This window comes from Cryobacterium sp. PH31-O1 (assembly GCF_030063455.1).
Lineage (GTDB): Bacteria > Actinomycetota > Actinomycetes > Actinomycetales > Microbacteriaceae > Cryobacterium.
In genome coordinates, this window is sequence record NZ_JASITB010000004.1 from 265,809 (window position 1) to 291,141 (window position 25,333).

27 protein-coding genes and 1 pseudogene are annotated in these 25,333 nt (G+C 62.3%); 15 read left to right on the forward strand and 13 right to left on the reverse strand.

From position 1 onward, the window contains the following. Position 1 precedes the first annotated feature (1 nt). On the reverse strand, positions 2–646 hold the full coding sequence (locus QMK31_RS10525; RefSeq protein WP_283500891.1) for a histidine phosphatase family protein: 645 nt from the start codon (positions 644–646) through the stop codon (positions 2–4). 90 nt (positions 647–736) lie between these two features. Between QMK31_RS10525 and aspS the strand changes: the two genes are divergently transcribed. Beyond that, positions 737–2,050, forward strand: coding sequence for an aspartate--tRNA(Asn) ligase (gene aspS, locus QMK31_RS10530; RefSeq protein WP_502852999.1), 1,314 nt, complete (start codon positions 737–739; stop codon positions 2,048–2,050). A gap of 137 nt (positions 2,051–2,187) precedes the next feature. Here the strand turns inward: aspS and QMK31_RS10535 are convergent, their stop codons facing one another. From QMK31_RS10535 to QMK31_RS10550, 4 genes are all read right to left on the reverse strand, one after another. Further along, positions 2,188–2,487 (reverse strand): Dabb family protein, encoded by a 300-nt coding sequence (locus tag QMK31_RS10535; RefSeq protein ID WP_283500893.1) that lies wholly within the window; start codon positions 2,485–2,487, stop codon positions 2,188–2,190. After that, positions 2,484–2,753 (reverse strand): glutaredoxin family protein, encoded by a 270-nt coding sequence (locus QMK31_RS10540; RefSeq protein WP_283500894.1) that lies wholly within the window; start codon positions 2,751–2,753, stop codon positions 2,484–2,486. The genes QMK31_RS10535 and QMK31_RS10540 overlap by 4 nt, the downstream gene beginning before the upstream one ends. Before the next feature lie 113 nt (positions 2,754–2,866). After that, entirely contained in the window at positions 2,867–2,965 is a 99-nt protein-coding gene (locus QMK31_RS10545) for a 30S ribosomal protein bS22 (RefSeq protein ID WP_003792170.1), read from the reverse strand. Between the two features lie 109 nt (positions 2,966–3,074). Next, positions 3,075–3,521, reverse strand: coding sequence for an ArsR/SmtB family transcription factor (locus tag QMK31_RS10550; protein ID WP_283500895.1), 447 nt, complete (start codon positions 3,519–3,521; stop codon positions 3,075–3,077). Positions 3,522–3,572: 51 nt separating this feature from the next. On the opposite strand from QMK31_RS10550, the gene QMK31_RS10555 reads away from it, so the two are divergent. The 3 genes from QMK31_RS10555 (at position 3,573) to QMK31_RS10565 (ending at position 7,231) form a co-directional block, all read left to right on the forward strand. Then, a complete protein-coding gene (locus tag QMK31_RS10555; protein WP_283500896.1) occupies positions 3,573–5,057 on the forward strand; it encodes a TrkH family potassium uptake protein in 1,485 nt (494 codons plus the stop codon). Continuing rightward, positions 5,050–5,721 carry a potassium channel family protein gene (locus QMK31_RS10560; RefSeq protein WP_283500897.1) on the forward strand — a complete coding sequence of 224 codons (672 nt, stop codon included), beginning with the start codon at positions 5,050–5,052 and terminating at the stop codon, positions 5,719–5,721. The genes QMK31_RS10555 and QMK31_RS10560 overlap by 8 nt, the downstream gene beginning before the upstream one ends. A gap of 115 nt (positions 5,722–5,836) precedes the next feature. Then, positions 5,837–7,231 carry a MinD/ParA family ATP-binding protein gene (locus QMK31_RS10565; protein ID WP_283500898.1) on the forward strand — a complete coding sequence of 465 codons (1,395 nt, stop codon included), beginning with the start codon at positions 5,837–5,839 and terminating at the stop codon, positions 7,229–7,231. Positions 7,232–7,272: 41 nt separating this feature from the next. Here the strand turns inward: QMK31_RS10565 and proC are convergent, their stop codons facing one another. Beyond that, on the reverse strand, positions 7,273–8,121 hold the full coding sequence (gene proC / locus QMK31_RS10570) for a pyrroline-5-carboxylate reductase (protein ID WP_283500899.1): 849 nt from the start codon (positions 8,119–8,121) through the stop codon (positions 7,273–7,275). A gap of 92 nt (positions 8,122–8,213) precedes the next feature. Between proC and QMK31_RS10575 the strand changes: the two genes are divergently transcribed. Further along, the gene (locus QMK31_RS10575; RefSeq protein ID WP_283500900.1) at positions 8,214–9,176 is read left to right on the forward strand and encodes a cation diffusion facilitator family transporter; all 963 of its coding nucleotides are present in this window, start codon (positions 8,214–8,216) and stop codon (positions 9,174–9,176) included. Between the two features lie 3 nt (positions 9,177–9,179). Here QMK31_RS10575 and tadA read toward each other — a convergent pair whose 3' ends face one another. Beyond that, positions 9,180–9,647, reverse strand: coding sequence for a tRNA adenosine(34) deaminase TadA (tadA, locus tag QMK31_RS10580; RefSeq protein WP_283500901.1), 468 nt, complete (start codon positions 9,645–9,647; stop codon positions 9,180–9,182). Between the two features lie 45 nt (positions 9,648–9,692). Here tadA and upp point away from each other — a divergent pair, with 45 nt between their 5' ends. From upp to QMK31_RS10600, 4 genes are all read left to right on the forward strand, one after another. Beyond that, positions 9,693–10,325, forward strand: coding sequence for a uracil phosphoribosyltransferase (gene upp / locus QMK31_RS10585; protein ID WP_283500902.1), 633 nt, complete (start codon positions 9,693–9,695; stop codon positions 10,323–10,325). 525 nt (positions 10,326–10,850) lie between these two features. After that, positions 10,851–11,555, forward strand: a complete 705-nt coding sequence (locus tag QMK31_RS10590; RefSeq protein WP_283500903.1) for a winged helix-turn-helix domain-containing protein — start codon at positions 10,851–10,853, stop codon at positions 11,553–11,555. A gap of 422 nt (positions 11,556–11,977) precedes the next feature. Then, positions 11,978–12,439 (forward strand): MarR family winged helix-turn-helix transcriptional regulator, encoded by a 462-nt coding sequence (locus QMK31_RS10595; protein ID WP_502852947.1) that lies wholly within the window; start codon positions 11,978–11,980, stop codon positions 12,437–12,439. Between the two features lie 252 nt (positions 12,440–12,691). Then, positions 12,692–13,390, forward strand: a complete 699-nt coding sequence (locus tag QMK31_RS10600; RefSeq protein WP_283500904.1) for an SDR family NAD(P)-dependent oxidoreductase — start codon at positions 12,692–12,694, stop codon at positions 13,388–13,390. A 12-nt stretch (positions 13,391–13,402) separates the two neighbouring features. Here QMK31_RS10600 and QMK31_RS10605 read toward each other — a convergent pair whose 3' ends face one another. Next, the gene (locus QMK31_RS10605) at positions 13,403–14,866 is read right to left on the reverse strand and encodes a cryptochrome/photolyase family protein (RefSeq protein ID WP_283500905.1); all 1,464 of its coding nucleotides are present in this window, start codon (positions 14,864–14,866) and stop codon (positions 13,403–13,405) included. A 479-nt stretch (positions 14,867–15,345) separates the two neighbouring features. Here QMK31_RS10605 and QMK31_RS10610 point away from each other — a divergent pair, with 479 nt between their 5' ends. Continuing rightward, complete coding sequence (locus QMK31_RS10610; RefSeq protein ID WP_283500906.1) at positions 15,346–15,957, forward strand: hypothetical protein; 612 nt, start codon at positions 15,346–15,348, stop codon at positions 15,955–15,957. Beyond that, positions 15,950–16,639, forward strand: a complete 690-nt coding sequence (locus QMK31_RS10615; protein ID WP_283500907.1) for a hypothetical protein — start codon at positions 15,950–15,952, stop codon at positions 16,637–16,639. Before QMK31_RS10610 ends, QMK31_RS10615 begins: the two co-directional genes overlap by 8 nt. Before the next feature lie 293 nt (positions 16,640–16,932). Here the strand turns inward: QMK31_RS10615 and QMK31_RS10620 are convergent, their stop codons facing one another. From QMK31_RS10620 to QMK31_RS10630, 3 genes are all read right to left on the reverse strand, one after another. After that, complete coding sequence (locus QMK31_RS10620; RefSeq protein WP_283500908.1) at positions 16,933–20,655, reverse strand: YobI family P-loop NTPase; 3,723 nt, start codon at positions 20,653–20,655, stop codon at positions 16,933–16,935. A 403-nt stretch (positions 20,656–21,058) separates the two neighbouring features. After that, positions 21,059–21,745 (reverse strand): hypothetical protein, encoded by a 687-nt coding sequence (locus QMK31_RS10625; RefSeq protein ID WP_283500909.1) that lies wholly within the window; start codon positions 21,743–21,745, stop codon positions 21,059–21,061. 46 nt (positions 21,746–21,791) lie between these two features. Further along, entirely contained in the window at positions 21,792–22,055 is a 264-nt protein-coding gene (locus QMK31_RS10630) for a hypothetical protein (RefSeq protein WP_283500910.1), read from the reverse strand. A gap of 227 nt (positions 22,056–22,282) precedes the next feature. On the opposite strand from QMK31_RS10630, the pseudogene QMK31_RS17385 reads away from it, so the two are divergent. Together QMK31_RS17385 and QMK31_RS10635 are read left to right on the forward strand one after the other, a co-directional pair. Next, a pseudogene (locus QMK31_RS17385) lies at positions 22,283–22,463 on the forward strand (IS256 family transposase); the annotation flags it as partial. Positions 22,464–22,546: 83 nt separating this feature from the next. Beyond that, a complete protein-coding gene (locus tag QMK31_RS10635; RefSeq protein ID WP_283500911.1) occupies positions 22,547–23,272 on the forward strand; it encodes a CBS domain-containing protein in 726 nt (241 codons plus the stop codon). Positions 23,273–23,498: 226 nt separating this feature from the next. Here QMK31_RS10635 and QMK31_RS10640 read toward each other — a convergent pair whose 3' ends face one another. Further along, complete coding sequence (locus tag QMK31_RS10640; RefSeq protein WP_283500912.1) at positions 23,499–23,981, reverse strand: hypothetical protein; 483 nt, start codon at positions 23,979–23,981, stop codon at positions 23,499–23,501. Between the two features lie 74 nt (positions 23,982–24,055). Continuing rightward, a complete protein-coding gene (locus QMK31_RS10645) occupies positions 24,056–24,325 on the reverse strand; it encodes a hypothetical protein (protein WP_283500913.1) in 270 nt (89 codons plus the stop codon). Positions 24,326–24,418: 93 nt separating this feature from the next. Between QMK31_RS10645 and QMK31_RS10650 the strand changes: the two genes are divergently transcribed. After that, positions 24,419–24,715 (forward strand): hypothetical protein, encoded by a 297-nt coding sequence (locus tag QMK31_RS10650; protein ID WP_283500914.1) that lies wholly within the window; start codon positions 24,419–24,421, stop codon positions 24,713–24,715. Beyond that, complete coding sequence (locus QMK31_RS10655) at positions 24,712–25,311, forward strand: hypothetical protein (RefSeq protein WP_283500915.1); 600 nt, start codon at positions 24,712–24,714, stop codon at positions 25,309–25,311. Before QMK31_RS10650 ends, QMK31_RS10655 begins: the two co-directional genes overlap by 4 nt. Positions 25,312–25,333: the final 22 nt, after the last annotated feature.

Below are 25,333 nucleotides of genomic sequence, written 5' to 3' on the forward strand. Positions count from 1 at the left end.
TTCATACGGCACCCACATCATTGCTCGGGTCGAGAAGAGCCAGTGCCGGACTGGCATAGGCGGTTTCGGCGAAGTGGTCGCCGTGCCAGGAGACGGTAGTGATACTCGACAGGTCGCAGCGGCGTTTGCGTGGATCGTGTGCCAGGCGTTCGTGGGCCAGCGCTCGGTGCACCATCCAGATCGGCAACTGGTGACTGACCAGCACAACGTCACCCTCGTCGACCGAGTTCCAGGCGTCGTCGATGGCCGCGAGCATGCGCGTGGAGACGGAGCGGAACGGTTCACCCCAGCTCGGCCGGAGCGGGTTGATCAGGGCCGGCCAGTTGCGTGCGTCGCGCAGCGCGCCGTCAGGGCCGCGCATCCGCTTGCCCTCGAACGCGTTCGTTGGTTCAATGATGCGTTCGTCGGTGTCGATCGGGAGCGCGAAGGCGGCGGCGATCGGCGCGGCCGATTCCTGCGCGCGCTGCAGCGGCGAGGCGATGACGCGCGCGACGGCGCGGCCGCGTTCGACAAGTTCCTCCGCGGCGGTGGCCGCCATGAGCACGCCTCGGTCGGAGAGCCGGTAGTTCGGCAGCCGTCCGTAGAGCACGCGTTCGGGGTTGAAGACCTCACCGTGACGCACGAGATGCACTTGACTAGCTACCACCCGACCAGTCTACGGAGGGGCCAGCCTAGAAACCGCCGTGAGAGGTGCCCGCGACGGCTCGGCTAAACTCGTACAGTGACTTCGCGCGTATTGATCAAGAACCTGTCCGCTCTCGATGACGGCACCGTTTCGGTGTCGGGTTGGGTCGACACGGTGCGCGACCAGAAAAAGGTGCAATTCGTCGTGCTTCGTGACGAATCCGGCGCGGTGCAGCTGGTCAATCCCCGCACCACGGATGCCGACGGCGTCGTCGTCGCCGACGAGCCGGCCACGAGCATCTCCGGTCTCGCCCAGGGCACCTTCGTGACCGTCACCGGGCAGCTCAAGCACGACGAACGCGTGAAGCTCGGCGGCATCGAGATTAAGCTGGCCACCCTCACCGTGGTATCCGCTGCCATTCCGGAGACGCCGATCGCGGCGGATTCGAGCCTCGATAAGCGCATGGACTGGCGCTTTCTCGACCTGCGCAACCCCAAGCAGAACCTCATCTTTCGCATCCAGACCACGTTCGAGCACGCGCTGCGCACCTACTGGATCGAGCACGACTTCATCGAGCTGCACACCCCCAAGCTCATGGCGAGTGCGAGCGAGTCTCGCGCTGAGTTGTTCGAGGTCGGCTACTTCGATACCAAGGCGTACCTGGCGCAGAGCCCGCAGTTCTTCAAGCAGATGGCCCAGTCGGCCGGCTTCGGCAAGATCTTCGAGGTCGGGCCGGCGTTCCGCGCTGACCCCTCGTTCACGAGCCGCCACGCCACCGAGTTCACCAGTGTTGACTCCGAGATCAGCTGGATCGACAGCCACGACGACGTCATGCAGCTACACGAGGACCTTATGGTCGCCGGATTCTCGGCCGTCAAGGCCAAGCACGGCGACGAGGTCAAGGCCCTGTTTGACGTCGAGGTGACCGTTCCGAGCACGCCGTTCCCGCGCATCCCGCTCGCCGAGGCCAAGGAGATCGTCAAGAGCCGCGGCTACGAGGTTCCCCGCGACGACGACGACATGGACCCGGAGGGCGAGCGCCAGATCGCCGCCTACGTGGCCGAGAAGTACGGGCACGAATTCGTCTTCCTCACCGACTACGCCTCGAGCATCCGTCCGTTCTATCACATGCGCCACGAGGGCGACGCGTCGATCACCAAAAGCTACGACCTCATCTTCAACGGCACCGAGATCTCCACCGGCGCCCAGCGCGAACACCGCATCGAGGTGCTCGAGGCGCAGGCGATTGAGAAGGGTCTCGACCCGAAGGAGATCGAGGGCTACCTCGACTTCTTCCGTTACGGCGTTCCCTCGCACGGCGGTTTCGGCATGGGCCTGGCGCGGGTATTGATGCTTATGCTGCACCAGGCCTCGATTCGCGAGGTCACCTACCTGTTCCGCGGCCCGACGCGCCTCGAGCCGTAGCATTCGGCCCCTCGCGGGGTACGCAGAACCGGTAAATGTTGCGACACGCGGGCGGCGGCGTCTGGCGTGACCCAGACATTCCGGCATAAGCGTCGCCAGCGGATGCCGGCGACCCGCCAAATAGCGGGGCGAGCGAGCTAGACCTCGAGGTCGACCGCGAGACGGTCTGCGACGACGGTGCGGATGAAGGCGCCGGCCTTTTTGTGCTCTGGGTGCTTTTGGTAGCGCTCGAGCGCCTCAAGGTCGTCGAAGTCGGCGATCAGCGCAACGTCCCAGTTTTCATCACCAGCGACATCCGGTCCCACGGTCAATGCTCGAATCTCGGGAACGACGCCCACGAGGGCCTCGAGACCGGCCACAATGCCCGCGGCGTCTTCAGCCTTCTTGCGGGGCGTGAGGGCGGTGAGCTTCCAGCAGACGATGTGGCGAATGGTCATGAGACCTCCAGTAGGGCGGTGCGCAGGCGCACCGGATCGATGCGCCAGTAGTTGTGCACTTTGCCGTTGATGAGGAGCACCGGAATGTCCTCGAGGTACAGCTCGTGCAGTTCGGCGTCATCGAGAATCGAGCGTTCCTCGAAGGTGATCGTGGGGGCGGCGGCGGCGTCAGCGAGCTTGGCGACGACGCTGCTGACCAGATCACGCGCGTCGTCGCAGAGGTGACAACCGGGCTTGCCGATCAGGGTCAGGTGTGCGGTGGCCATTGTTCCAGCCTACGGCGTTCGGCGCGAGTGCCCGCCCGCCAAAAAGCAAAAAGCGCCAGTCCCGAAGGGCTAGCGCTTTGCTCAACGAGCAGCTGAATAACTACGCAGTCGATCTACTTCTTATTACGACGCTGGTGGCGAGTCTTACGAAGCAGCTTGCGGTGCTTCTTCTTCGCCATACGCTTGCGTCGCTTCTTAATTACAGAACCCACACGGACCTCACAAGTATTGGTTTAGTCGCGGGGCCCGCGACTGACACGAAAACACCATTCTACCGGACAAAATCGGCTCCAACTACTCAGCCGGCGGATCGGGCTTGATCTAGCCGTTTCTTCGCCACTTTTTCGCGGTAGCTCCCTTGACGACATGCGACATTTGTGAGGCTTCGGCGAACGCCTTGCCGATGGCCGCGGCGAACGCACGCTGCTCGTCTTTGAGACCGGCGTCGGTGTCCAGCTCGGCGCCCTTGACGGCCTGGTCGAAGTCGACGCTGAGGAAGGGAATCAACCAGTCCTCAATCTCTTCGAGCGGCGCATACTCCAGGCGGTAGAAGCGGTGCTGGCCATCTTCGCGCACGGTGACCAGACCGGCTTCGCGAAGCACCTTAAGGTGCTTCGAGACGGTGGGCTGGCTCAGCCCGAGATGGCCGACGATATCGGACACGCTGAGTTCGCCGCGAATTTCACCGGAGGGTATGTATCGCTCTAAAAGGATGCGCAAGATGTCCCGTCGCGCCGAGTCCGCCACCACGGTGAAGATGTCTGCCATAACATCAGGGTAGTCATTTCTTCTGGTTAATGACCACCGCCGGGTAGTACCATGTCAAACTGGCAGTGGTCGCAGGTCAATCGGGGGTTCCAGGTGTTGTCTCGAAGTGGAACCGAGCCATTCTTTCCGCGCCCGGTATCCATTTTGGTGCGGGTTCGGGATGGCGTGGATTCGCTCGCCCACAAGTCCCCATCGCGGTTCGCGATCCTGGTGTTCTCTGCACTCATCATGGTATTCACCGTGTTGTTCTCCCTGCCGATCGCCTCGGCGGATCGCACGATCACGCCGCTGCACGATGCCGTGTTCACTGCCGTCTCTGTCATCTGCGTCACCGGCCTGACCACGGTCGACATGGCCACCCACTGGTCGCCGTTTGGCAATATCCTGGTGTTCGTCGGCGTCAATATTGGTGGCATCGGTGTGCTGACGCTCGCCTCGCTGATGGGGCTCGTCATCGCGCGCCGGCTCGGGCTCCGCGCCAAGCTGATGGCGGCGAGCGATTCCAACCCGTCGCGCATTCACGCCGGACCGGTCAACGAGGGTCAAACCGTGCGGCTCGGCGAGGTGGGAAGCCTGCTGCTCACCGTCGCGATCAGCGCACTCGTCATCGAAGTCGGCGTGGCAGCCCTGCTATTCCCCCGGATGCTGCAGGCCGGGGTGTCCCTGATGGAAGCGCTCTGGCACAGTTTCTACTACGCAGCGATGGCCTTCACCAACACCGGTTTCAATCCCAACCCCGGCGGCCTCGACCCGTTCGCCGACGACTACTGGTTTCTCGGCGCACTCATGATCGGTGTGTTTCTGGGCAGCCTCGGCTTTCCGGTGATCTACGCCTTCGCTCGCGGCTGGCGTAAGCCGCGCCGCTGGTCGGTGCATGTCAAGCTCACCCTCGTTACGACCGTTGCCCTGATGATCCTCGGCATGGTCTTCTACATCATTCTCGAGTTCGATAATCCCAAGACCTTCGGGTCGCTGAACGCCGGCAACACGATCTTTCAGTCGTTATTTATGTCCGTGATGACGCGTTCGGGCGGTTTCGCGACGATCGATATCAGTGACTTGCACGGGTCCAGCCTGTTGCTCAGCGACATGCTCATGTTTATTGGCGGCGGGTCGGCGTCGACTGCGGGAGGCATCAAGGTCACCACCCTGGCCATCCTCTTTCTGGCCGCTTTTGCCGAAGCCCGGGGCAAGCAGGAGATGGAAGCCTTCGGCAAGAGAATTCCCAGCGATATTCTGCGTCTGGCGGTGAGCGTTGTGCTGTGGGGTGCGACCACCGTGGCCGTAGCCAGCATCCTCATTCTGCATATCTCGAAAGAGCCGTTCGACGTTGTGCTGTTCGACGTGATCAGTGCGTTTGCCACCTGTGGCCTGTCGACGGGGCTCACCGCCGATTTGCCGCCTGAAGGCGTCTACGTAATGGCAGCGACGATGTTCATGGGCCGGGTTGGTACAGTGACTCTCGCGGCAGCACTGGCCGCCAGCCACAGCAGACAACTTTTTAAACGTCCGGAAGAGAGACCCATCGTTGGTTGATCGCATCAAACACGACGCCCCCGTGCTCATTATCGGGCTCGGACGATTCGGCGCAGCGACTGCAGGCCAGCTCGACCGACTGAACCGAGAAGTACTCGTCGTGGACACGAGCGAGGCCCTGGTCTCGAAGTGGTCGGAGCGCGTAACCCACGCCGTGCAAGCGGATGGCCGCTCGATTGAGGCCCTGCAGCAGATCGGTGCCCAGGATTTCTCGGTTGCCGTCTGTGCCGTCGGATCGTCGGTAGAGGCCAGCGTATTGATCGTCGCCAACCTTGTTGACCTAAAAATTCAGCAAATCTGGGCCAAGGCTATCTCCAAGTCGCACGGCAAGATTCTCGAGCGCATTGGTGCCAACCACGTCATCTACCCTGAGGCTGAGGCCGGCGAACGAGTGGCTCACCTCGTGTCGGGACGCATGCTGGACTTCATCGAGTTCGACGACGATTTTGCCCTCGTAAAAATGTACCCGCCGAAGCCGATTCGCGGGCTCAACCTCGTCGACTCCGCGGTGCGTCGCAAGTACAACGTGACCGTCGTCGGCGTCAAGAGCCCCGGAAAGCCCTTCACCTACGCGACAGCGGAGACCGTCGTCTCCAACCACGACCTCATCATCGTGTCGGGCGCCGAGGCGGATATCGAACGGTTCGCAGCTCTCGGTTCGTAGGGTTCCCCCCTATTTGGGGAATTCGACCGGCTATTCTCCTACTACGGACATTTCTCACCGCAGCTCACCCGTGCCTGCGCGCTGACGAGGTGTGCGTGAACGGAAAGGCTCTCCCATGTCACCCGACGTGCCCGCTCTCACCAACACGACGGCCGACATCGTCGCCGCAGTTCACACCGACACGACGGGCGAGGTGACCATTGACGGCGCGAGACGCCGCGTCACCGGCACCGACGAAGCCGGCGTTCGCGAAGAGATCATCGGTCTCGTGGTCGAAACCGCTCGCAGTCGCGGACAATCCGTTCTATTGCAGGTCAGCGACGAGCAGGGCGATTGGCCACTGACCGTGCATCCCAACGGGCGGGTCGAGTCGGCCGGGCCAGTCATCGCCAGCCGCCCCCAGCCAGCGAGCACCGCGCCCCTTCCTGTCGTGCCCGACAGGCAGGAACCGACTCCGTTCGCCGCCCTCTTGCAGCCACCCTTGCACACCCCGGCGAGCGCCCTGTTCGAATCCTTGTTAGCGCCGACAGCGGCAGCCGTGCCGACAGCGGCTGCGGCGCCGACCGCGGCGTCCCCCGTTGCGCCGAACCTTGCCGACTTTCTCAGCTCGCGCCCCCCAGCACCCGCCGGACCGGCCGAGCGCGGCTGGCAGGGCGCTCTGCGCCGTTTCAGTGGCGGTCTGATCTCGCCCACGCCGAGTTCCAGCGAACAAAAGCACCGCAACGCCGTCTCCGCCGTGCAGCGCAGCCTGAACGGCCCGCGCACGATCGTGGTCCTCAACCCCAAGGGGGGAGCGCACAAAACGACGGCGACCCTGCTCATCGCGGCCACGTTCGGCATCTACCGCGGTGGCTACACCCTCGCCTGGGACAACAACGAGACCATGGGCACGCTCGGAGTGCGCGCCCAGGCCGCTCGGCATACCAATACGGCCGTTGATCTGCTGCGCGACCTCGACCGGTTCGGCGATGCCCGCTCCCGGGTGGGCGATCTCGACAACTATGTGCGCTCGCAGGGCGATGCGCAGTTCGACGCGCTCGCCTCCGACCTCGATCCGGCGGGTGCCGCGAGCATCGACGACGATGCTTTTCGCAAACTCCACACAACACTGAGTCGCTTCTACCGGGTGCTCGTCATCGACACCGGCAACAACATGCGGGCCAGCAACTGGGAAGCGGCCGTCGATACCGCCGACCAGCTGGTGATCGTGTCGACAATCCGCGAAGACACCGGCTATGGTGCGGCATCGCTGATCGACGGCCTGAGGCAGAAGGGCCACGCCGATAAGGTCGCCCAGGCGGTGACCGTGCTCGCGTCGCCGTCGAAAACCGCCGACGAGCAGCTGTCCAAGCGTCTGCACGACCACTTTCGCCAGCTCACCCGCACGGTCGTTGACGTTCCCTACGACGCGTCGCTGGTCGGTGGCGGCCCGCTCAACGTCGATGCCCTGGCGCCGCGCACCCGCGCCGCGTGGTTGCAGGCGACGGCAGCCATCGCCGAAGGGCTGTAGAGCGCGCAGGGCTGTAGAGCGTCCAGGGCTGGCGGCCAGCTTTAGGAGGCGGCGAGTTCGCGAGCGCGCGCGAGTGCGGCATCCGTTGCGGTATCGAACAGCTCTTTCAGGCCGCCCTTTTCCAGTTCCCACACGGCACGCTCAGTCGTACCGGCCGGGCTGGTGACCTGACGGCGCAGTTCGTTCGGTGATTTGTCGGACACGGCGAGGAGCGCGCTCGCGCCGAGGAAGGTGCCGTTGACCATGACAGCAGCCTCTTCGGGGGTGAAGCCCTTACTGATCGCCGTTTCGGTGAGCTGTTCGATGAGGTAGAACACGTAGGCCGGGCCGGAGCCGGAGATGGTGCTGAGCGCGTCGAGCTTGCTCTCGGGAACGACCAGTACGTCGCCGACGGTGGCGAACAGGGCGCTCGCGAGCGCAAGGTCGGCCTCACTCGACCGGGTGCCAGCGCTGATGCCGGTGACGGCCATGCCCACGATGGCGGGGGTGTTGGGCATGGTGCGAATGACGTGCACAGAGTCGGGCAGCAGGGACTCGAAGGTGTCGATCGTGACTCCGGCCGCGACGCTCAATACGAGGGTGCCGGGCGCGAGGGAGGCACCAATCTCGGCGAGCAGATCAGCCACCATGTAGGGCTTAACCGCGATGATGACGATCTGGGCGCCGTCGACGGCCTTGAGGTTGGCGTCGGCGTCGACCTCGGTCGCGAAGGCGGTGACACCCGCGGCGTCGGCCAGCTCAGCGGCCTTCGCCGCAGTGCGATTGGTGACACGAATGCCGCCGTTCACGGTCACGCCGGGCTTTTGTAGACCGGCCAGAATGGCACGGGCCATGGAGCCGGCGCCGAGGAAGGCGATCGTGGGCAGAGTCACAGTCTGGGAAGAAGTCATTAGACCAGTCTACTTTTTTGTGTTCCGGGTGCCCGAAACGATGCGCCGGAGGCTTGCCTCGGTGAGTCTGCGGGCAGTTCTAAGATGATTTCATGAGCGCATCGGGTGGGAACAAGGCAATCGTCGCGGCATTCGCGGCAAATTTGGGCATCGCCGTCACCAAGTTCGTAGCCTGGGCCTTTTCCGGCTCCTCGTCCATGCTCGCCGAAGGGGTGCACTCAGTAGCGGATGCCGGCAACCAGCTGCTCCTGCTGCTGGGCGGTCGCAAGGCCAAGAAGCGGGCCGATCTGGAGCATCCGTTCGGCTATGGACGGGAACGTTACGTCTACGCCTTCGTGGTGTCGATCATCCTGTTCTCGATCGGCGGAGTGTTCTCGCTCTACGAGGGCTTCGACAAGTTGCAGCACCCGCATCCGTTGGAGAACGCCTGGTTGCCGATTCTGGTGCTCGCCATCGCGATGGTTCTCGAAGGATTCTCGCTCCGTACCGCCATTCGGGAGTCGAACCACACCCGCGGCACGCAAACCTGGGTGCAGTTCATCCGCCACGCCAAGGCGCCTGAGTTGCCGGTCGTGCTGCTCGAAGATGTCGCGGCCCTCACCGGCCTCGCCTTCGCTTTCGTGGGCGTCGGCCTGACCGTCATCACCGATGAACCGATCTGGGACGCCATCGGAACGCTCTTCATTGGCGCCCTGCTCGTTTTGGTCGCGATCATTCTCGGCATCGAGACCAAGAGCCTGCTGGTGGGTGAGGGGGCCAGCAAGAAGGACCTCGACGCGATCGAAGCGGCCATTCTCGACGGCCCGGAGACCAAACGCATCATTCACCTCAAGACGCTGTACCTCGGCCCGGATGAGATTCTGGTCGGTGCCAAGCTCGCTTTCGACGGCGAGCACCGCTTTGCCGACGTCGCCGCCGACATCGATGCCGTCGAATCCCGCATTCGCGCCGCGGTACCGCTCGCCCGCACGATCTATCTCGAGCCCGATATCTTCTTCGACGCGACGCGAGCCAACCCGCCGACCGACGCCTTCGTGATCAAAGGACTGGAGTAGAAGTCAGCGGCGGGCGGGATCGTCGAAGAACGCTCGCAGGATCTCGCCGCACTCGGTGTCGTTGACCCCGGCGAATACCTCGACGCGGTGGTTGAGTCGGCGGTCTCGCAGCACGTCGTAAACGGATCCGGCCGCTCCGGCTTTCTCGTCCCAGGCGCCGAACACGACGGTGGGCAGCCGCGCGGCGAGAATGGCGCCAGCGCACATGACGCAGGGTTCAAGCGTGACGATCAAGGTGGCGCCGGTCAGGTGCCAGTCGCCGGTGTGCGCGGCGGCCTGCCGAATGGCGACGACCTCGGCGTGCAGGGTGGGGTCTTGGTGCAGTTCGCGTTCGTTCCGGCCCCGGCCGATCACAACGCCTGCAGCGTCGACGATGACGGCTCCGACGGGGACGTCGTCGGATTTCAAGGCCGCGCGCGCCTCGGCCAGGGCGAGCAGCATCCACTCAGTGTGCTGATCTCGTGCGCGCATCTGTGTCACCTCAAACCGTGGGAGTGCTCTAGTAGAATTGAGCCTATGCGAGTCCATGTTGCCGACCACCCGCTCATCACGCACAAGCTGACCGTGCTTCGCGATAAGGACACGCCGTCGCCGCTGTTCAGATCGCTCGTCGAGGAGCTCATGACGCTGCTCGCCTACGAGGGCACGCGCGGCGTGCGCGTCGAGGCGGTCACCGTGCAGACGCCTGTATCGGCCGCCCAGGGTGTGCGCATCAGCGACCCGAAGCCGCTCGTCGTACCGATACTGCGCGCCGGTCTCGGCATGCTCGAGGGCATGGTGAAGCTGCTGCCGACCGCCGAGGTCGGATTTCTCGGCATGGCGCGCAACGAAGAGACGCTGCAGCCCACGACCTACGCTGAGCGCCTGCCCGATGATCTGTCCGATCGGCAGTGCTTCGTGCTCGACCCGATGCTCGCCACCGGCGGTTCACTCATTGCCGCCATTAACTTTCTGTTCGACCGTGGCGCGGTCGACGTGACGGCCATCTGCATCCTTGCCGCGCCGGAAGGCCTCGCCGCCGTCGAAAAAGCCCTGGCCGGCCGGGAAGTAACCATCGTGCTTGGCTCGGTGGACGAGAAGCTCAACGAGCAGGGCTATATCGTGCCCGGTCTCGGCGACGCCGGAGACCGTCTGTACGGGCTGGTCTGACGATCTGACCCAACGCACCCGGCCAAACGCGCGCAGGTTCTGCGACCGGAAACACGTTAGACCGGGTTCGGATCAATAATCTTTGACAAATGTAGATTTCCGCACGGAAAATTTCACAAAGGCGTGGTTGTGCGTGGAATCGTCTAAATGCACGTGGCCGCGCGAACGTGATGCGCGTCATCCGAAGACATACCGCGACATCGAATTGACACACGGCGTCACATTCCGGTTTACTCACAGTTATGACAACTAGCGCACGCCCCCTGACCTCCCTCGAGGCCCCCGGGACTGCCGCCATGATGATGGCCGGCACCCCCGCCATCAGCTGTTGCCGAATGTGCCGCTAACCGAGACTCTCCTCCGCGTCCCTGCCTGACTCACCTCTAAAGGGTCAGGCCGACGCCCCGCGTGCTTGTTTGAAGCACTCGACCTCCGGCCCTGCGGGCCATCCGGAGCTTCCACGGACGAAAATCGCGCTATCGCGCATCCGTCGGGCTCCCTACGATCGAACAGTCAAGGACCCCCATGTCTCTCGCACATATCCACACCACTCGCCCCACCCCGTTCAACAGCCCGGCGCGAACCCTGGCCCCGCCGGTTGCCACCCCCCGCATTCGCGCCGTACCGACCGGCACCGAGGCTCGCGGCTTCGTGCTCTACGTCGGCATCGACGAAGCCAAGGCGGCCGCAGCCGGCACAAGCCTGAATCGCATCGTTGAGGCGCTCAAGGCCCTCGCCGCCAACATCGCCCCCTCAGCGGAAACGTACGCCGCCGTCGCCCTGGCGCCCGAAGGTGCCGGAGGCCGTGACGTCGACGTCGTGCGGCTCGCCCTGCAGGACCCGGCCGCTCTGGCTGCGCACCGCGCCGAGCCGGAGGAACTGGACCGTGCCCAAAGCGGCGTCGTCGTGGACATCTCCCGTAAACGCGTCATTCTCGACAACGAGACGGCCGCTCTGACCTACAAGGAGTTCGAGCTGCTGCAATACCTGGTACTGCGCGAGGGGCGCACGATCGATCGCGCGGAGATCATTGCCTCACTGTGGAACTCCGCCGACGATGAAGACACCCCAAACGAACGAACCATCGACGTGCACGTTCGTCGCCTGCGCTCCAAGCTCGGCCGCTACGAAGATATCGTGCGCACGGTGCGCGGAGTCGGCTACCGTTTCGACCGTCACGCCGACGTCGCCATCCGCCAGTCGAGTACGCCGAGTCCCGACCTGTTCTAGACCGCCCGCGACGGTGTGGTGACGCGCAGGCATGATGCCGACCAGGTGTGATGCCGCGCATGCCGGGGCCAGTGTGTCCGGTAACCGTGGGCCGGTAAACACGGGCCGGTAAACACGGGCTGTTAAATGTGATTGAGGGCCAGTCGCAGAGGCTACGACTGACCCTCTTCCCTTGCACCAAGAGTGTCCTGCAATCACATTTCACGTCGTCCGCCACAGCAAACGGTTGACGCACCTAAAACATATAACGAATAGGTAACGGGCGCCACCTTTCGTCACGAAAATCACCTGCGAGTTTCATGCCAAGTTTCTGCTGTTGCCCGCTCGAGCGAATGCAGCCCCACTGCTCGCCCGGTGGCCGCCGGCCTCCCCGAGTCTCTATTCTTGGAGAACGACGTGGTGCATGAGGCAAGGAGCCGCAGGTGGTAGATCGAACGGTCGCGGTGGGCGCATGGGAATCCCTGTTTCGGGCCCAGGTGGCCATCATGCGCAGTCTGGCGGCGAATTTTCCCTCCAAGGAAATCTCACTCAACGAGTACGACGTGATGTTCAACCTGTCTCGGCAGCCGGACCGGCGCATCCGCTTGCGTGAACTCAACCAGCACGTGCTGTTGACCCAACCGAGCGTGAGTCGGCTTGTCGACCGGCTCGTCTCTCGCGGATACCTGCACAAGCACACCGACCCGACCGACGGGCGCGGCGCCATCGTCGAGCTCACAGATGCGGGGCTCGCCCTGTTTCGGCGGGTGGCCGTCGACCACATGGGTTCGATTGCCACGCGCATCGGCGAAACCCTCAGCGAAATTGAGCTGGAACAGCTGACCGTGCTTTGCGACAAGCTGCGCGCTGACTGCCCGGGAGATGATTCAACGCCCCTCGCGTAACCCGGGGATACGGGCGATGGAACGAGGGCCCTACCCCTCGTCCCACCGAGGCAGTCCCTCGCAGGAATGCCTTCCTCACCGGGCGCCCGAACATTGCCAGGTGAGAAACTCAGACGCAAGCACGTATCGGATTTGGGAATCAAAACGAATACAGACTAGTGAGTTCTACTCACGTCTGCCGATGCTATCCCAGCTTGGGGGTGGAAAGCCTAATCTTGCGCAACCACACAGCATCCCGCCTACGCTGAAGGCATGACTTCCCTCACCGGCTCCTCTATCCTCGTCGTCGGCGCCACCGGGGGGCTGGGCCGAGAAATATCACAGATTCTCAACGCGGAGGGAGCCCTGCTCACCCTGCACGGACGCACGCCCGAGCGCATAACCGATCTGGGCATTCCAGCGGCGAGGGTCACTGGCGACCTGCTTGAGCCGGAGACGGCCGCCCAACTCGTCGCAGCCGCGCTGAACGCGCACGGGCGCCTCGATGGCGTTGTCAACGCGGCCGGAGTAGTGGCGTTCGGGCCGATGGCGGAGGTCTCGGACGACACGATCGACATTCTGATGGCGGTGAACGCCTCGGCGCCGATTCGTTTGCTCCGCGCCGCCCATCCCGCCCTGATCGAGTCCTCTGGCAATCATCGTGATCCTTTCTTTCTGACGCTCAGCGGTGTCGTCAGCGAGAGCCCGACCGCGAACATGGCGGCCTACTCGGCGTCCAAAGCCGCACTCGCGGCGTTTGCGAAAGCGGCCGGGCGTGAACTGCGGCGGGACGGCATCCGCTTCGTTGATGCCCGACCGGGCCACACCGAAACCGGACTCGCCACTCGGCCCATCCAGGGTTTCGCGCCGCGACTGCCGGCCGGCTACAGCCCAGCGGATGTCGCCCGTCGCATTGTGGACGCGATCATCTCCGGCGAGCGCGACCTGCCGAGCACCGCCTTCGCATCGTAACGGACCGCTTCGCTACCAGTCGGTGCGCTCGCGCTCCTGCGCGACGACCGCGTCGCGGTCCACGAGACGCCGCAGGCCGGCGAGAGGCTGAGCCATTCGATGATTGCCGCGGATGCGCGGCTCGACGCGATCCAGGAACGCCCAGTACCCGGCAGTGAACGGGCAGGCCTCCGGTCCCAGCCGGATCTTGGGATTGAACCGGCAGCTCCCGCAGAAATCGGTCATTTTCGAGATATACGCGCCGCCGGAGGCGTACGGCTTCGTCGCGACGATTCCACCGTCGGCGTGCTGGGACATGCCAACGACATTGGCTGGCATGACCCACGGCGTTCCGTCGACAAAGGCATTGATGAACCAATCCGACAGCGCCGAAGGTTCGTACCCGCGCTGCAACGACCAGTTGCCCAGAATCATGAGCCGCTGAATGTGATGCACCCATCCGGTACGGGATACCTCATCGAGCACGTGGCTCAGGCACCGCGCTTCGACGGCGTCACCGTTCAACTCCCGAAAAGCCCGCGGAAGCGGCTCGTGGGCAGCTAGAAAATTGCTCTGCGCGACGTAGTTCTCTCCGAGGTGCCAGTACAGGTGCCAGACCCAGTCCCGCCACCCCATGACTTGGCGCACCACGGCTTCGGCGCTGGGCAGCGACGCCTGGCCCAAGTGAAAGGCCGCGACGACCGCGTCGACGACTTCCTGCGGATGCAGCAAGCCCAGGTTGAGCGGAACGCTCAGCCGCGAGTGGGCCATCGTGCTGTCCCCGATCAGCGATGCGTCCTCGAAGGGCCCGAAGTCTGGCAGCCGTGTCTCGATGAAATCGTCGAGCGCCGCGAGCGCTTCCGCGCGGGTAGCGGCGAACCGGCGCGGGCCGTCCTCTCCGATCAGGTGCACCCGCCCCTCGGCAACGAGACGGTCGAGGTCTCGTCGCACCTCCTCGTCAATGTCATCTTCGATGGGAGCCCACGGATCGGGCAGGCCGAGACCGACCGCATTCTTCGGAGGCGGCTGCCGGTTGTCATGATCGAAGTTGAAGCGTCCACCCTCGGGCTCCGGGCCTCGCATGAGTATTCCCGTGCTCGTACGCACGTGCCGGTAGAACTGTTCCATCACGAGGCGGGACGCGGGCCGGCCGCCGGCCCAGCTGGCGAAATCGTGCTCGCTCGTTACGAACCCTCGGCTGGGCAGAACGGATGCCCCGAGCTCGGCTACCAGTGCCCGCGCACCCCACGAGGTGGGATTGATCACCTCGAGGTCACGGCCTCGGAGCACGTCACGGTAATGTTCGGCCTGCAGAAACTCGACGCGATTACCCAGCTCCCGCGCGCGATGGCGCAGTGCGCTGAGAATGAGGTGGGCTTTGGCGCGGTGGTAGGTGCGTCGCCCCAGTACGCCCGCCGCCTCAACCAGCACGATCGGCCCACCGTCGTCGAAGTGAGGGCCGAGCTGATCGGCGAAGAGAAAACGCAGATGAGGCATAGCCTCAATTCTATCGAGCGCGCCTTCTTGAGCGCCGATGGCCTTTCACGTCGGCGCCAGGCAGGCCGGTGGGTTGAAGCCAAAAAAGCCCCGCCCGATGCAATGTCGAACGGGGCTGAAGATGTGCGCCCGAAGGGATTCGAACCCCCAACCTTCTGATCTAGGGTCGTGGTTTTCGCCACTATTCAACACCGATCAGCAGTGTTCAGGTTTCGGAGTCTCATCAGGCTTTTGTGGACTCCCGTTGCCGATTACGGCACTGGTCCGGGAGCCCCATAGTGGCGAACGCAATGTGGCGAATTGCGGGCCAAAGTGGCGAACCGTCTTCGACATCGCCAGCTGCCCTCACGCGTACGATAGTAACCGAGGGATTCGAGCAGTGCGCCCGCCAACATCGGAAATCCAAGACCCAAAGCACCCTTTCATATAAATGCGGATGCCGTCTTCCGCATTTTTATGAAATATGCAATGATGGTGCGATGAAAAACGTGGAGATAGTCTGGCGCACGTTGGCCGACGCCGCGCTGGACGATCAACGAGACTGGGCCAGCATCGGCGCTATCGCCGACGCAGCTGCCGTAGCGCCGTCCACCACTCATCAGGCGCTAAGACGACTTCTCGACATCGGAGCTGTTCGCGCCAATTCGCGTCGCGGCTACACAGTCGTCTCGCCGGAAAAGCTTCTCGAAGCCTTCGCCGCCCACCGCAACCTGCGTGCCGACACAATGGTGTCGACAACCCTGCTGGCTACCCAAAACCTACTTGACGACGTCGAGGTCGACTACGCACTGAGCGGCAGCACAGCTGCCGTCCACTACCTCGGTGGCCGCAACACTGTCGCCGATCTCGGCCGCCGGATCGTATACACCACCCGAGCACTTTCGGAGGCTGACTTTCCTGTGGGCGATGAAGTCATCATCCTCACCGAAGATCCAGTCGCGGCACGAACCTGGCGCTCCGGATACGCCAGCCTCGCGCAAACCTACGCCGACCTGTGGGCGAGCCCGGGATGGCAGGCGGCCGAGTTCACCCGGGCGCTGAAAGCACAACTATTCGCCGACGCCGATTGGGAGCAGCGCACCAGTGCCTAACCTCTACGAAGACGAGCACGGAGTTATCCGCGCGCTCGTCGACCGGCTGGGTCACGACCTCGAGCCGTCCATTCTCATCGGAGGGTGGGCAACGTTTGTTCGAGTCGGAGGCGAAATCAGTCTCGACATCGACCTCATCACCTCCCAGGAGAGCCGCCACAAACTCGAACAGCTGATGACCGACCTCTCGCCCAGCAACAACCACCAAGGACGAAAGCTCCGGGCAACGATCGACAACGTTCACCTCGACATCTACCTGCCCTACGAATCTCAACTCGGCGGCAAGCTGCGGTTGAAAGTAGAGGTGCTCGCCGAATATCCCGACGAGCTCTCGTTCGAGAGATGGACACTCCTGCGCCTCGAGGCCCACATCGCAACCAAGATGGCGGCGCTCCTCGACCGGCACTTCTCCGAGAAGGGCCAAAAGGATGCTCGCGAGATTCTCGCCCTAATGAAGCTGGAAGGAGTCGAGCCAGCGGTCGCCGCCGAGATCCTCCACCGAGCCTCTACCGTGGACATCCAAGACCTGCCCACCATGATCGGTGGCGCCTTCGACTTGATGGGCAAGGTCATCCGGTTGTCAAAGGCAGACCAGAAACTCGTCGCCGCAGCAAAGAAGTCATGGGTGCACGAACTGCAACTGCGCGCCCTGTCCCCTCAGTCAGAGCGCCCCCGGCTGTGAACGTCCGTCCTCCAAAGCCAGCAGTTCTGCAGCGGGCTGTTTGAGCTGCCGCGGGCCAACACATTCGTATCGGCACCGCCGAGCTCCACGAGGTATGAGCTCCCCCGCGTCCCGAAAACTCGCATCCGCCAACCGCCCGCAAGCTTCGCCGATGACGGCGAAGGGGAAGTCGGCGCCCACATCGACACAACCGATCAAATCGAGGGCAAACGCCTTTGACCAGCACGGCATCCGCGCCAGCGTGTCTTCGGCCTCCCACCACAGCTCAGGTTCAGCCGGTAGGCGGCCTAAGGTCAAGTTTGAAGACTGGCCACCAGCCGAAGTCCCTTGAGCTTAAAGGACTTGGTTTCGATTCCTTTGATGGTGTCTCCGAGGAGCCGGTTCAGAATGTATGTGTGGGCGTCGGTGACGGTGAAGGTGGGCTGGCCGCGCCCACCGGAGGCTATCCGTGAGTACTCACTACCGAGAGCCTGAAGGAGGGTTTTCATGTGGTCCGTGGACAGGTCCTCGCCGCGGTTGTGGATGAGTGCGACGACTTGACCAGTGTTCGCTCCAGACGTTCGGAGCGCTTCGAGTAGTTCGTAGGAGAGTTGCCAGCCGGTTTCGATCAGCGCGTTGGCGATGTCGAAGGCTTGTTTGCGGGTAGCTTCGGCGAGATAGGAGCGAAGATCTGATACGACAGCTCGGCGGACGTCGAGTTGGATCGAAGGCCGTCGAAGCAGCGCGGGAATGTGACCCGGGGTGAGGATGCTGGGGGAAGCGAAGGTTGCGAAGTTTCTTGATGCTTCGATGGTTGCGGCAAGGGTTTTCCAGTCGATCATGAGGCGTTCGTCGAACGTGGATGCGTCGTCGGGCACCAGGCGGGCGCGTATCAGCTTCGCTATCAGATCGCCGGATTCAGGTTGGATCCGTTCTGTGGGGATCGTTTCAGGAGCGATGCTTCTTGCGATGCGGATTCGTACGGTGACAGAAGGAAGCTCTGAACGCGCGTTCAGAACGGCCAGGGCTACATCGAGTCGCTCAGGTGCGGGGTACGTTTCCCACGTGGTGATCTTCTTGGCCTTGTTGAGGAAAGCGGCTAGCGAGGCGTCGAGCCCGTACTCCGCAAGATAGGTGGAGACGTTCTCGAACGTGGGGTCTGTCCTGAGTTGGGTTGCAAGGGACGGCCAGACTTCGGAGGGAACGTCGTCGAGGCGGGGGACCTGGAATCGGGCGTCAGTTTTTCTGACAACCTCGTCAACGAGTGTCGAGCTCGCGCTGTCGACGATATCGGTGAGGATGACTGTGAACGCCTTCGGGTCGGAGACCATCAGAACCGAGTTCGGCGGTGTCGTTGCGAGGGTGAGGAAGGTGCTCAGCTGCTCGATCGCGTACTGGTAGAGAGCCGTGTCCTTGCGGAGCGTGTCAAGGGCGATCGGCCCCGAAGGGATGAGTATCCGCAAGTTATGTTCTGTGAGTGGGAACAGGTGCAGTTCCACGGCGGTCTTGCGTGCGGTCGCGTTGAGTGGTGCGAGATCGGTGAGTGTGGCGCCGGCGGCTTTCACGACCCCGAGGACGGTGTGTGCTGCTTTGTCGGACGTCGGTTGTGTGACCGCGTCCATGTGCTGGTACGTCGCTTCGATGATCGATGTGACCTCGTCGTCGGTTTCGTAGTGTGAGTGTGGCAGTGCGCCGAGAACGGCGTTGATCGAGTCAGTCCGCGAGTCGGTGCCGAGTCGCGGGGACGCAATGTAGAGGAGAACCCCTTTCCAGTGGGGTGCCATCGCTGCGAGTAGCGCGTTTGGGTGGGCGCCGTGTGAGGTGTAAGTATCCAGGAATTCCTGCTCTTGTTCGTCGAGGCGCGACAGTCGATAGGCAACAGCCGAAGCTGCCTCGGGCCGGTGTGAGAGAAGGTAGTCAAGGATGCTGACGTTGAAGATGCTGGCGTCGTTGAAAAGATCAGCGACGTCGCTCGTGGCAGCACCCTGCTCTCTCAGGATCTGTGCAACCTCGTCTTCGCCGATCTCGTACGTCATGTCGGGCTCGCCCGGCTCTATGCACCGCCGGATGTACTCCATCGCGTCCGGGCCGAGGTGATTGCCGTAGTAGCTGGCCGTATAGAGCGCGAAGTGGGATGTGAGGAAGCCATGTCGGACCATCTCCCGTGCAAGGTCGGATTCCAACGTCGCATCGATGACGCTGTCGAAGGAGATGCTCTTGGTAACGGGGGCACCTGTCGAGTCGTTTAGCGCGAAAGGAACAGGGTCGACAGCGAGCTGTGCGTCCTTAGCGAGCGTCTGCCAGGTGTGGTGCCGAAGAAACTCGAGATCGTCCTGGGCCTGACGAATATTCGCGTCGACCTTCGCCAGGTCAACAGTCTCCCAATCGTCATCGTTGATGGTCGTCCGAAGAACCTGGCTGAGCTGGTCTGTGGAGAAAGACAAGTCGATGGCCGTTTGGTATCGACTTCCCGGGTTATGCAGTCTGATGGTCTGCGAACCTTCCGCAACAATTTGCGCCCAGACGTTCGGTTCCTCCATGTTTGCGCCTGTCGCTGGCGTTTGGAGCTCCACTGTTGCCTGAGGGTTGGAGGCTTGCGCTGCCGCGCGCAGAAGCCCGGCGAATTCCTCAAGTTGTCGGCCCAGTCGTCGAGCTCGCGCCTGTGCCGTGGACTCCTGCCTCCGCAACTGGCGCAGCTGTATAAGTCGTGTTGTGTCCGCCGCTATGTTCTCCTGAACGAGGGCTCTCCATACGGAGTACAGCAGATCGAGTGAGCTCTCCCGGTGCCGGATTTTCTCAAAGTCCGCAAGGTGAGTGTTCTTATAGAGAACAATCGCAAACACCAGGTCGTCGTCGATCCCCGGGATCCGGTTCTCCGTGACGATGAGCCGATTTCGGTACACCTCGAATTCATTTCGAATGTTGTGGATCATGCGCATATCGGCCACATGCCGGGCGGCGAGTCGGATGAGCGTTGGATTGATCTCGAAGTCGTCGCTCGCCATTGCACTGGACATGATGTCTCGAGCGTTATCCGCGCTGACGAATGGCACCACTGGGATGATGACGTCGAAAAACTTGGTGCGGCTCGCCCTTTTCAGAGTCGATTTAGCGCGGTCGGTCACTGGCATAGGGTCTGTGGGCGGCTTGACTTCGGCTTGGGATCCGATCTCTTCGAACACGCTGTCCCGGATCGCGTAGACGAAGACGATTCGCCGCCCGATCTGTGTCGATTCATTCAGGAGGCTGTTGAGTGCGCGCAGGGTGTCGAAGACCTGCACGTCCTCGAATCGGTCAATGTCCTCGATCAGGACGATGTCGCGGCGACTTGCTTGGAAAAAGTAGACAATTTCGTCGAGGTACTCGTCGAAGTAGGTTTCGGATTGCTTCGACAATGTGATCGTCGCCGGTCCAGTTTGCACGGACGCGCTCAGTACAGGCCGACCTCGCACGATGACGAGCACGGTCCAGGTTGCGCCCACCATGGAAGCCAGGAGTAGCCCGTACGCGACCCATTGCCGCCAAGGAATGGGAAGGAGCGCTTCGACAAGTGATTGGATCAGGCCGAGTCCGAACAGGAGAACGAACGCTGCGGCGCCTCCGATGCCGGCGATCACCCAGTCACGGCGCTTATCCGGCACGCTGGCTCGACGGAATCTCGATTGCGGCACCTTGCTGGCCGGAAGACGGTAAAGGAGCTGCTTGACGAGTTCCTTCTGGATCTGGTTCGTGCGAGACAACGCCCCACCCGAATAAACGGTGTCCGGAACATCCGGTGCAATGGTCGAGAGCGACAATTCGACCACGCGACGCCGGTGTGTGTCCCTGAGACTGGACAGGATGCTGCTCTTACCCGTTCCATACGCACCGGTGAGAGCGATGTTCTTCGTTCCGTCAGTGTTCAGCGCTCTCAGCAACAGGTCCGCGTACAGCTGGTGCTGATCACCGTCGAACTGGGGTGCCAAGCTCCTGATATACAGGTTCCCACCTGCCCCATGACCAGACCCGGGCAGAGGAGGTAATACGTTCTCGGACATGCGTTCATCGTATGGTCGGAACTCACCCCGCATGCACGAGGCGCGATATGCACTACGCAGTCGAGGACGGCTGGGCACGCGCTGAACGGGTAGGCCAATTTTGCAATCGATCTCAGGCCGCTGTCTCGCAAGACAAGCGTTGCCGCCCATCTCGTCGTCGCGACGCCGGCACTGCCTGGCGTCACGAAGAGTCGCGGACCGGTGATTCTCTCAACTATGTCTCGCAGGTTGCTGGTTGGATGGACCTTTCCATCGTTATTTGCGAGTCAACCTGAGGTGGTCTGGAAATTCACGGACGCGCGACTACTTCTTGGAGAGCAGCTTCGCACCGTCAGGTCGCTGAGGTTGAAGGCGTCGCAACACATCGGCGCACCAGCCCCTAACACGTAGGGCTGCAGGGTCTTCACAGATCAACGTCACTGGAATCATCAAGGCCAAGCAAGCATGCCCAATCGACGTGGGTCAGGAGCTTATAGAGATCCGTACGCGCAGCGTAAGCAACAACGTCGCCCTTGAACCCAAGCGGTGGTTCGGCAAATTTTGACCAACTCTGTTCGATCAGGCCGTAGACGAATTCGGTGGGCGCGGCCGAGATCCGACCCCGCAGCACGATGTTCAGCGAAATCTCCGGATCCCGCCAGTAGTAGGGAGCATCCTCGTCATTGTCGAGAACGTCACCACGGAGAGTCTGCAGGAAATCACGGTATTCGACCACGACCCACCGACCCGCATGCGATCCCGGCACCAGTGTTACTTCCCCCGCCAGTAAGGCAGCTTCCCCTGGAGCATCGAAAGTTGAACCAAAGTATTCCTGATTCAAGAGGGCACGGATTTGAAACCCTTGCTCCCACGGAACGGGCGAAGACTTGAGAACTTCAAGCTTTATCTCTGGTGATGTTTCACTGAAATGCAGCCCCTCATCGGAGCTGATGTCCATTGGGCCTTGTTGTGCAACATCGTCGAAGAAGCCTGTCGATGCGACGTAGAAGGTGTATACCCGTTGCTCTCCGTGAGCATTAGGATCTTGGTGATCTCCAACGTCCTCGGTAACACGAACGTAGTCACCCGGCTTCACAAACCACGTTGACATAAGTCTGGCCCTTCACAGACATTCCCACCTGGCCCAGTCACTGAGCTCAGCTGAGTGACAGTGCATGTCGGAGTGCTTGGTCCCACTCATCGAAGCGTTGCACGCTGTCGCGGGCGGGAATGGGCGCGACCCGCCACACAACCCGTGCGCTCACAGTGCTCGAATAAATGGCGCATGAGTGCTGAATCTGCCCGCCGCGGTCACGCGTCAGGGACCATTCCGTCTCGTCTTCTCGCGTGAGGGTTACGGTAACGCCGTCGTTATCGATGTCGACGCACTCACCAATGGCCATGGCTGGTCCCTGAATCATGCTGGCGATTATAGGCTCCTTGACACGCGAAGCTCGTCTTCGGGACAAACGGGATTTCCCCGATACTCTTAGATCACAACATGACGGCTTGAGAAAGTCATCGCGTCAGGGTTTTTCTGAGAGCCGCATCAGCCGGTGTCAAGAAATATCGAAACACGCCTTGTCTGACAGACGTTCCGACTGAGCCCTGACGTTCCGTTGGGGGTACACGCTGTACCGACACATCGAACGCCGCGGCCCTGCTAGGCCCACCAGGGTCGGTCCTGATCGAGCAGGACGACGATTGGGGAAGCCGGCTGGCGAACGCCGCTACTCCTCCGAGGCCCAATGCTCGAACTGGCCACCATGAACGACCCCATCGGCATCATCGACGAGGCGGTGGTTCTCCCCGAACTCACCCCCTCATAAAATAGAAAAGCTGAACCGCACTGTGTTGACGACTATGACCAGCAGGTAGAGCGGCTTAGCCTCCGGCGAACCAAGGGAGCATCATGAGCGACACGAACGCACGACGGTTCCTCGATGCATTTCATGCGATAGAGCAAGTTCTCCGGGACCGTTCCACGAAGCCGTTCGCTAAGAATGAAGAAGGGTTCAGCAACCTCGTTCGTGATTCTAAGGAGCTCGCGGAAGGGCAAAAGCAACGACTCCGCCAGTACTCTCGCCTTCGCAATGCGATTGTACACAACCCCTACGAAGATGGGCTCGTTCCAATAGCCAGTCCCCGTAATGACGTGGTGCAGTGGATGGAGGCGCAGGCCATAATCATTGAGCGCCCGCCGTTGGTGAAAGATGTGCTCAAGCTCCGAGACCCACAAGTGCTCTCCGAGGATGACGACGTGAGCATATTCTTGGCGCTTGCTGGAGAGCCGACAAACTTCTCACAAGCACCCGTCCGGGATGTGAGCGGTAAGCTGCGGCTCATCACGACCAACTCTGTTGCACGATGGGTCGCAGAACAGTACGCGCCGGGCATGGGTGTTGTGTTGGACAACGCGCGCGTTCGCGATTTCACGAGGTTTGCCGAAGACGGCGACAGGCTCGTTCTCAAGCCGAGAGACCTGCGGGCAGTAGAAGCCGCACGAATCTTCGGAGGGAGCGCCGGCAACCCACCGGCGGCCATCGTCCTAACTGAGCACGGCAAAGATTCCGAGACTCCATTAGGGATGTGCGTCCAGGCCGATGTTGCTGCGCTACTGCGTAGCCTGGGCGTTTAACTGCCCGGAGCGCTCCTCGCACTCGCGTCCTGTTCAGTTCAGTGTCTGACGCCAAAGTTTAGCGATCGTGCCCGATTGTCACGGCCGCCGACATTCAGACACGTTGGCCGCGAGTTTTTAGACGAAGGGGTTTCGTTCACGGCTTCTGAGCAGAATGCGCGGCAGATCCGAGATCAGTCGCCGCGGTCTCGGAATCCACCGTTTTAGCAACGGCCGTTCGAGCCTCTCAATAATGGACGCGTCGAACGTCGAAGCCTTCAGGAACACGGCCCAACCCGAGCACCCAAGAATCTAAAGCCGCATGGGCGGCCGCCAGCGTCAACACCTGCCGGCGCTCAGCCACGACGGCGTGCTCCCCGCCGAACACTGCAACCATCTCTGAACTCCCACCAGGAATCCCGAGAACCGCCATCGCGTTCGTATCTCCAGGAATCGAAAGCTCCACGGTGCAGGCGTCCGGTTCGCCATAGACCTGAAACCAGCGCCCCGAGCCCGTATCGCCACAGACCGCCCACGGGAGTCCGGTTCGGGCGTTGACGACGGACACGAGGTCGTGGAGAAAAACGGCCGACCACGCCGTGTGCTCGATCGGTGTGTGCGCAGCCGTCCACCACCAACTTCGCTCCTCAGGCATCACGTCGAGGAGCGCCCCGAGCTCAGGGTCAAAGGTGAGGTTGAGGAGGGCAAGCGATCCAGTCGTCGTAGTCATGGTCGCAACATGCGCGGAGGGCGCCGCATATTTTCCGGCGTGCCAAAGGCAGAACCGACCACTCTCCCGTCAGATCAACGCAGCTCTGGAAACGAATTTTGCCACGCGGCGCGAACTCTGCCGGGCAATATCAAATCCGGCCATACCCTCAAGAACAAGTCACAGTTCATGAGCGCGAGATCTTCCGCATCATTGAGCGCTTCCCGCATGATCGCGGCGTACCATTCCATCACCGACGCCGGATCATCCAGCCGCACCGGCCGCCGACTCGACCAGTCAACGTGAGGCGGCAGGATCAGCGTGCCGGTACTCGGCCCGACCAGGCCTTCGAGAGAATCGGCCACCCAGATACTGCGAAGCTCCCAGTAGCTCGGACGAACGCCTGGCGGGACAGGATGCGACCTGTCATATATCGCCGGGATTCTCATACGACCATCATGCGCGGTGCCACCTGGGCTGCCGCGCATGACTTCAACATGAAACCCCGGCCCGCTGTCCTCTATGCCTATGCAATTGCCACGAGCCGGGACGAGCTGATTTTCTATGCACTCCACGTGGACGGCTCGGCTTCTGCGTCCGTTCGCGCCGGCGCGGCCTGGGAACCGTGCACAGGCGCCTTCTTTGAAATCGGGTCATCGGCCATCGTAGCCTTCGAGCGCGGCTCCTTTATAGGTGAAAATGTCCTCGAGAATGCGGTCAGAATCCTTGGCCCTCAGCAGCGGGCCGCGTCATGACCTACGAATCGCACATCACGGCCGAGACCCCGGTCGGTGAATACTTGGTGCAGTGCGCCGGTCGCCCGCTGGTCCGGGTCCTGGTGGGCCCCGGCGGCCTCGGCCGGGCGTTCCCCGAGCCTTGGCTTCGGCCAGCGCCGGAATGGTCGGGAGAGTACTTGGACCAAATGCTGATCTCGGTGGGCGACCACTGGACGATGACAGCCGAGGGGCGCAGAGGCCCAGTCACCGTTCCGTGGGGGCTGGTGCTATCCATAGAGGCTGTCGCACAGACGGTCGAAGTGCTCCTGAATGGCTCCCCGTTTGGCCAGTATCGGGTTTTCAGTTTAAAAGAGCACGTAGTCGTTTGGCTGAACGGCGATGGGGCGCGAGCGGCGCGCGCACCAGCGCTCGAAACAGAGGGAATGGAATACCGAGGCGATGGGCGCGCCCACGAAACTTCTAGCTTCGCCTTTGCCGTCGGGGCACGGGGGTCCCTCACATGGGCCGGTCTCGACCCGGACGAAGGCGTTCCCGGTTTCTCGATGGAAGCCACCGCGTATCGAATCGACTGGATCTCGCCCGTACAAATGCGTCGACAGCCGCTCGATCGGTAGGTGGCGGTCGGCGGGACGCCGG

Coding starts and splice junctions, on each gene's coding strand:
- QMK31_RS10535 (WP_283500893.1), bottom strand. CDS start 2,487: ATGACCATTCGCCACATCGTCTGCTGGAAGCTCACCGCCCTCACGCCC.
- QMK31_RS10540 (WP_283500894.1), bottom strand. CDS start 2,753: ATGGCCACCGCACACCTGACCCTGATCGGCAAGCCCGGTTGTCACCTC.
- QMK31_RS10550 (WP_283500895.1), bottom strand. CDS start 3,521: ATGGCAGACATCTTCACCGTGGTGGCGGACTCGGCGCGACGGGACATC.
- QMK31_RS10555 (WP_283500896.1), top strand. CDS start 3,573: ATGTCAAACTGGCAGTGGTCGCAGGTCAATCGGGGGTTCCAGGTGTTG.
- QMK31_RS10565 (WP_283500898.1), top strand. CDS start 5,837: ATGTCACCCGACGTGCCCGCTCTCACCAACACGACGGCCGACATCGTC.
- proC (WP_283500899.1), bottom strand. CDS start 8,121: ATGACTTCTTCCCAGACTGTGACTCTGCCCACGATCGCCTTCCTCGGC.
- QMK31_RS10575 (WP_283500900.1), top strand. CDS start 8,214: ATGAGCGCATCGGGTGGGAACAAGGCAATCGTCGCGGCATTCGCGGCA.
- tadA (WP_283500901.1), bottom strand. CDS start 9,647: ATGCGCGCACGAGATCAGCACACTGAGTGGATGCTGCTCGCCCTGGCC.
- upp (WP_283500902.1), top strand. CDS start 9,693: ATGCGAGTCCATGTTGCCGACCACCCGCTCATCACGCACAAGCTGACC.
- QMK31_RS10590 (WP_283500903.1), top strand. CDS start 10,851: ATGTCTCTCGCACATATCCACACCACTCGCCCCACCCCGTTCAACAGC.
- QMK31_RS10600 (WP_283500904.1), top strand. CDS start 12,692: ATGACTTCCCTCACCGGCTCCTCTATCCTCGTCGTCGGCGCCACCGGG.
- QMK31_RS10605 (WP_283500905.1), bottom strand. CDS start 14,866: ATGCCTCATCTGCGTTTTCTCTTCGCCGATCAGCTCGGCCCTCACTTC.
- QMK31_RS10610 (WP_283500906.1), top strand. CDS start 15,346: ATGAAAAACGTGGAGATAGTCTGGCGCACGTTGGCCGACGCCGCGCTG.
- QMK31_RS10620 (WP_283500908.1), bottom strand. CDS start 20,655: ATGTCCGAGAACGTATTACCTCCTCTGCCCGGGTCTGGTCATGGGGCA.
- QMK31_RS10625 (WP_283500909.1), bottom strand. CDS start 21,745: ATGTCAACGTGGTTTGTGAAGCCGGGTGACTACGTTCGTGTTACCGAG.
- QMK31_RS10630 (WP_283500910.1), bottom strand. CDS start 22,055: ATGATTCAGGGACCAGCCATGGCCATTGGTGAGTGCGTCGACATCGAT.
- QMK31_RS10635 (WP_283500911.1), top strand. CDS start 22,547: ATGAGCGACACGAACGCACGACGGTTCCTCGATGCATTTCATGCGATA.
- QMK31_RS10640 (WP_283500912.1), bottom strand. CDS start 23,981: ATGACTACGACGACTGGATCGCTTGCCCTCCTCAACCTCACCTTTGAC.
- QMK31_RS10650 (WP_283500914.1), top strand. CDS start 24,419: ATGCGCGGTGCCACCTGGGCTGCCGCGCATGACTTCAACATGAAACCC.
- QMK31_RS10655 (WP_283500915.1), top strand. CDS start 24,712: ATGACCTACGAATCGCACATCACGGCCGAGACCCCGGTCGGTGAATAC.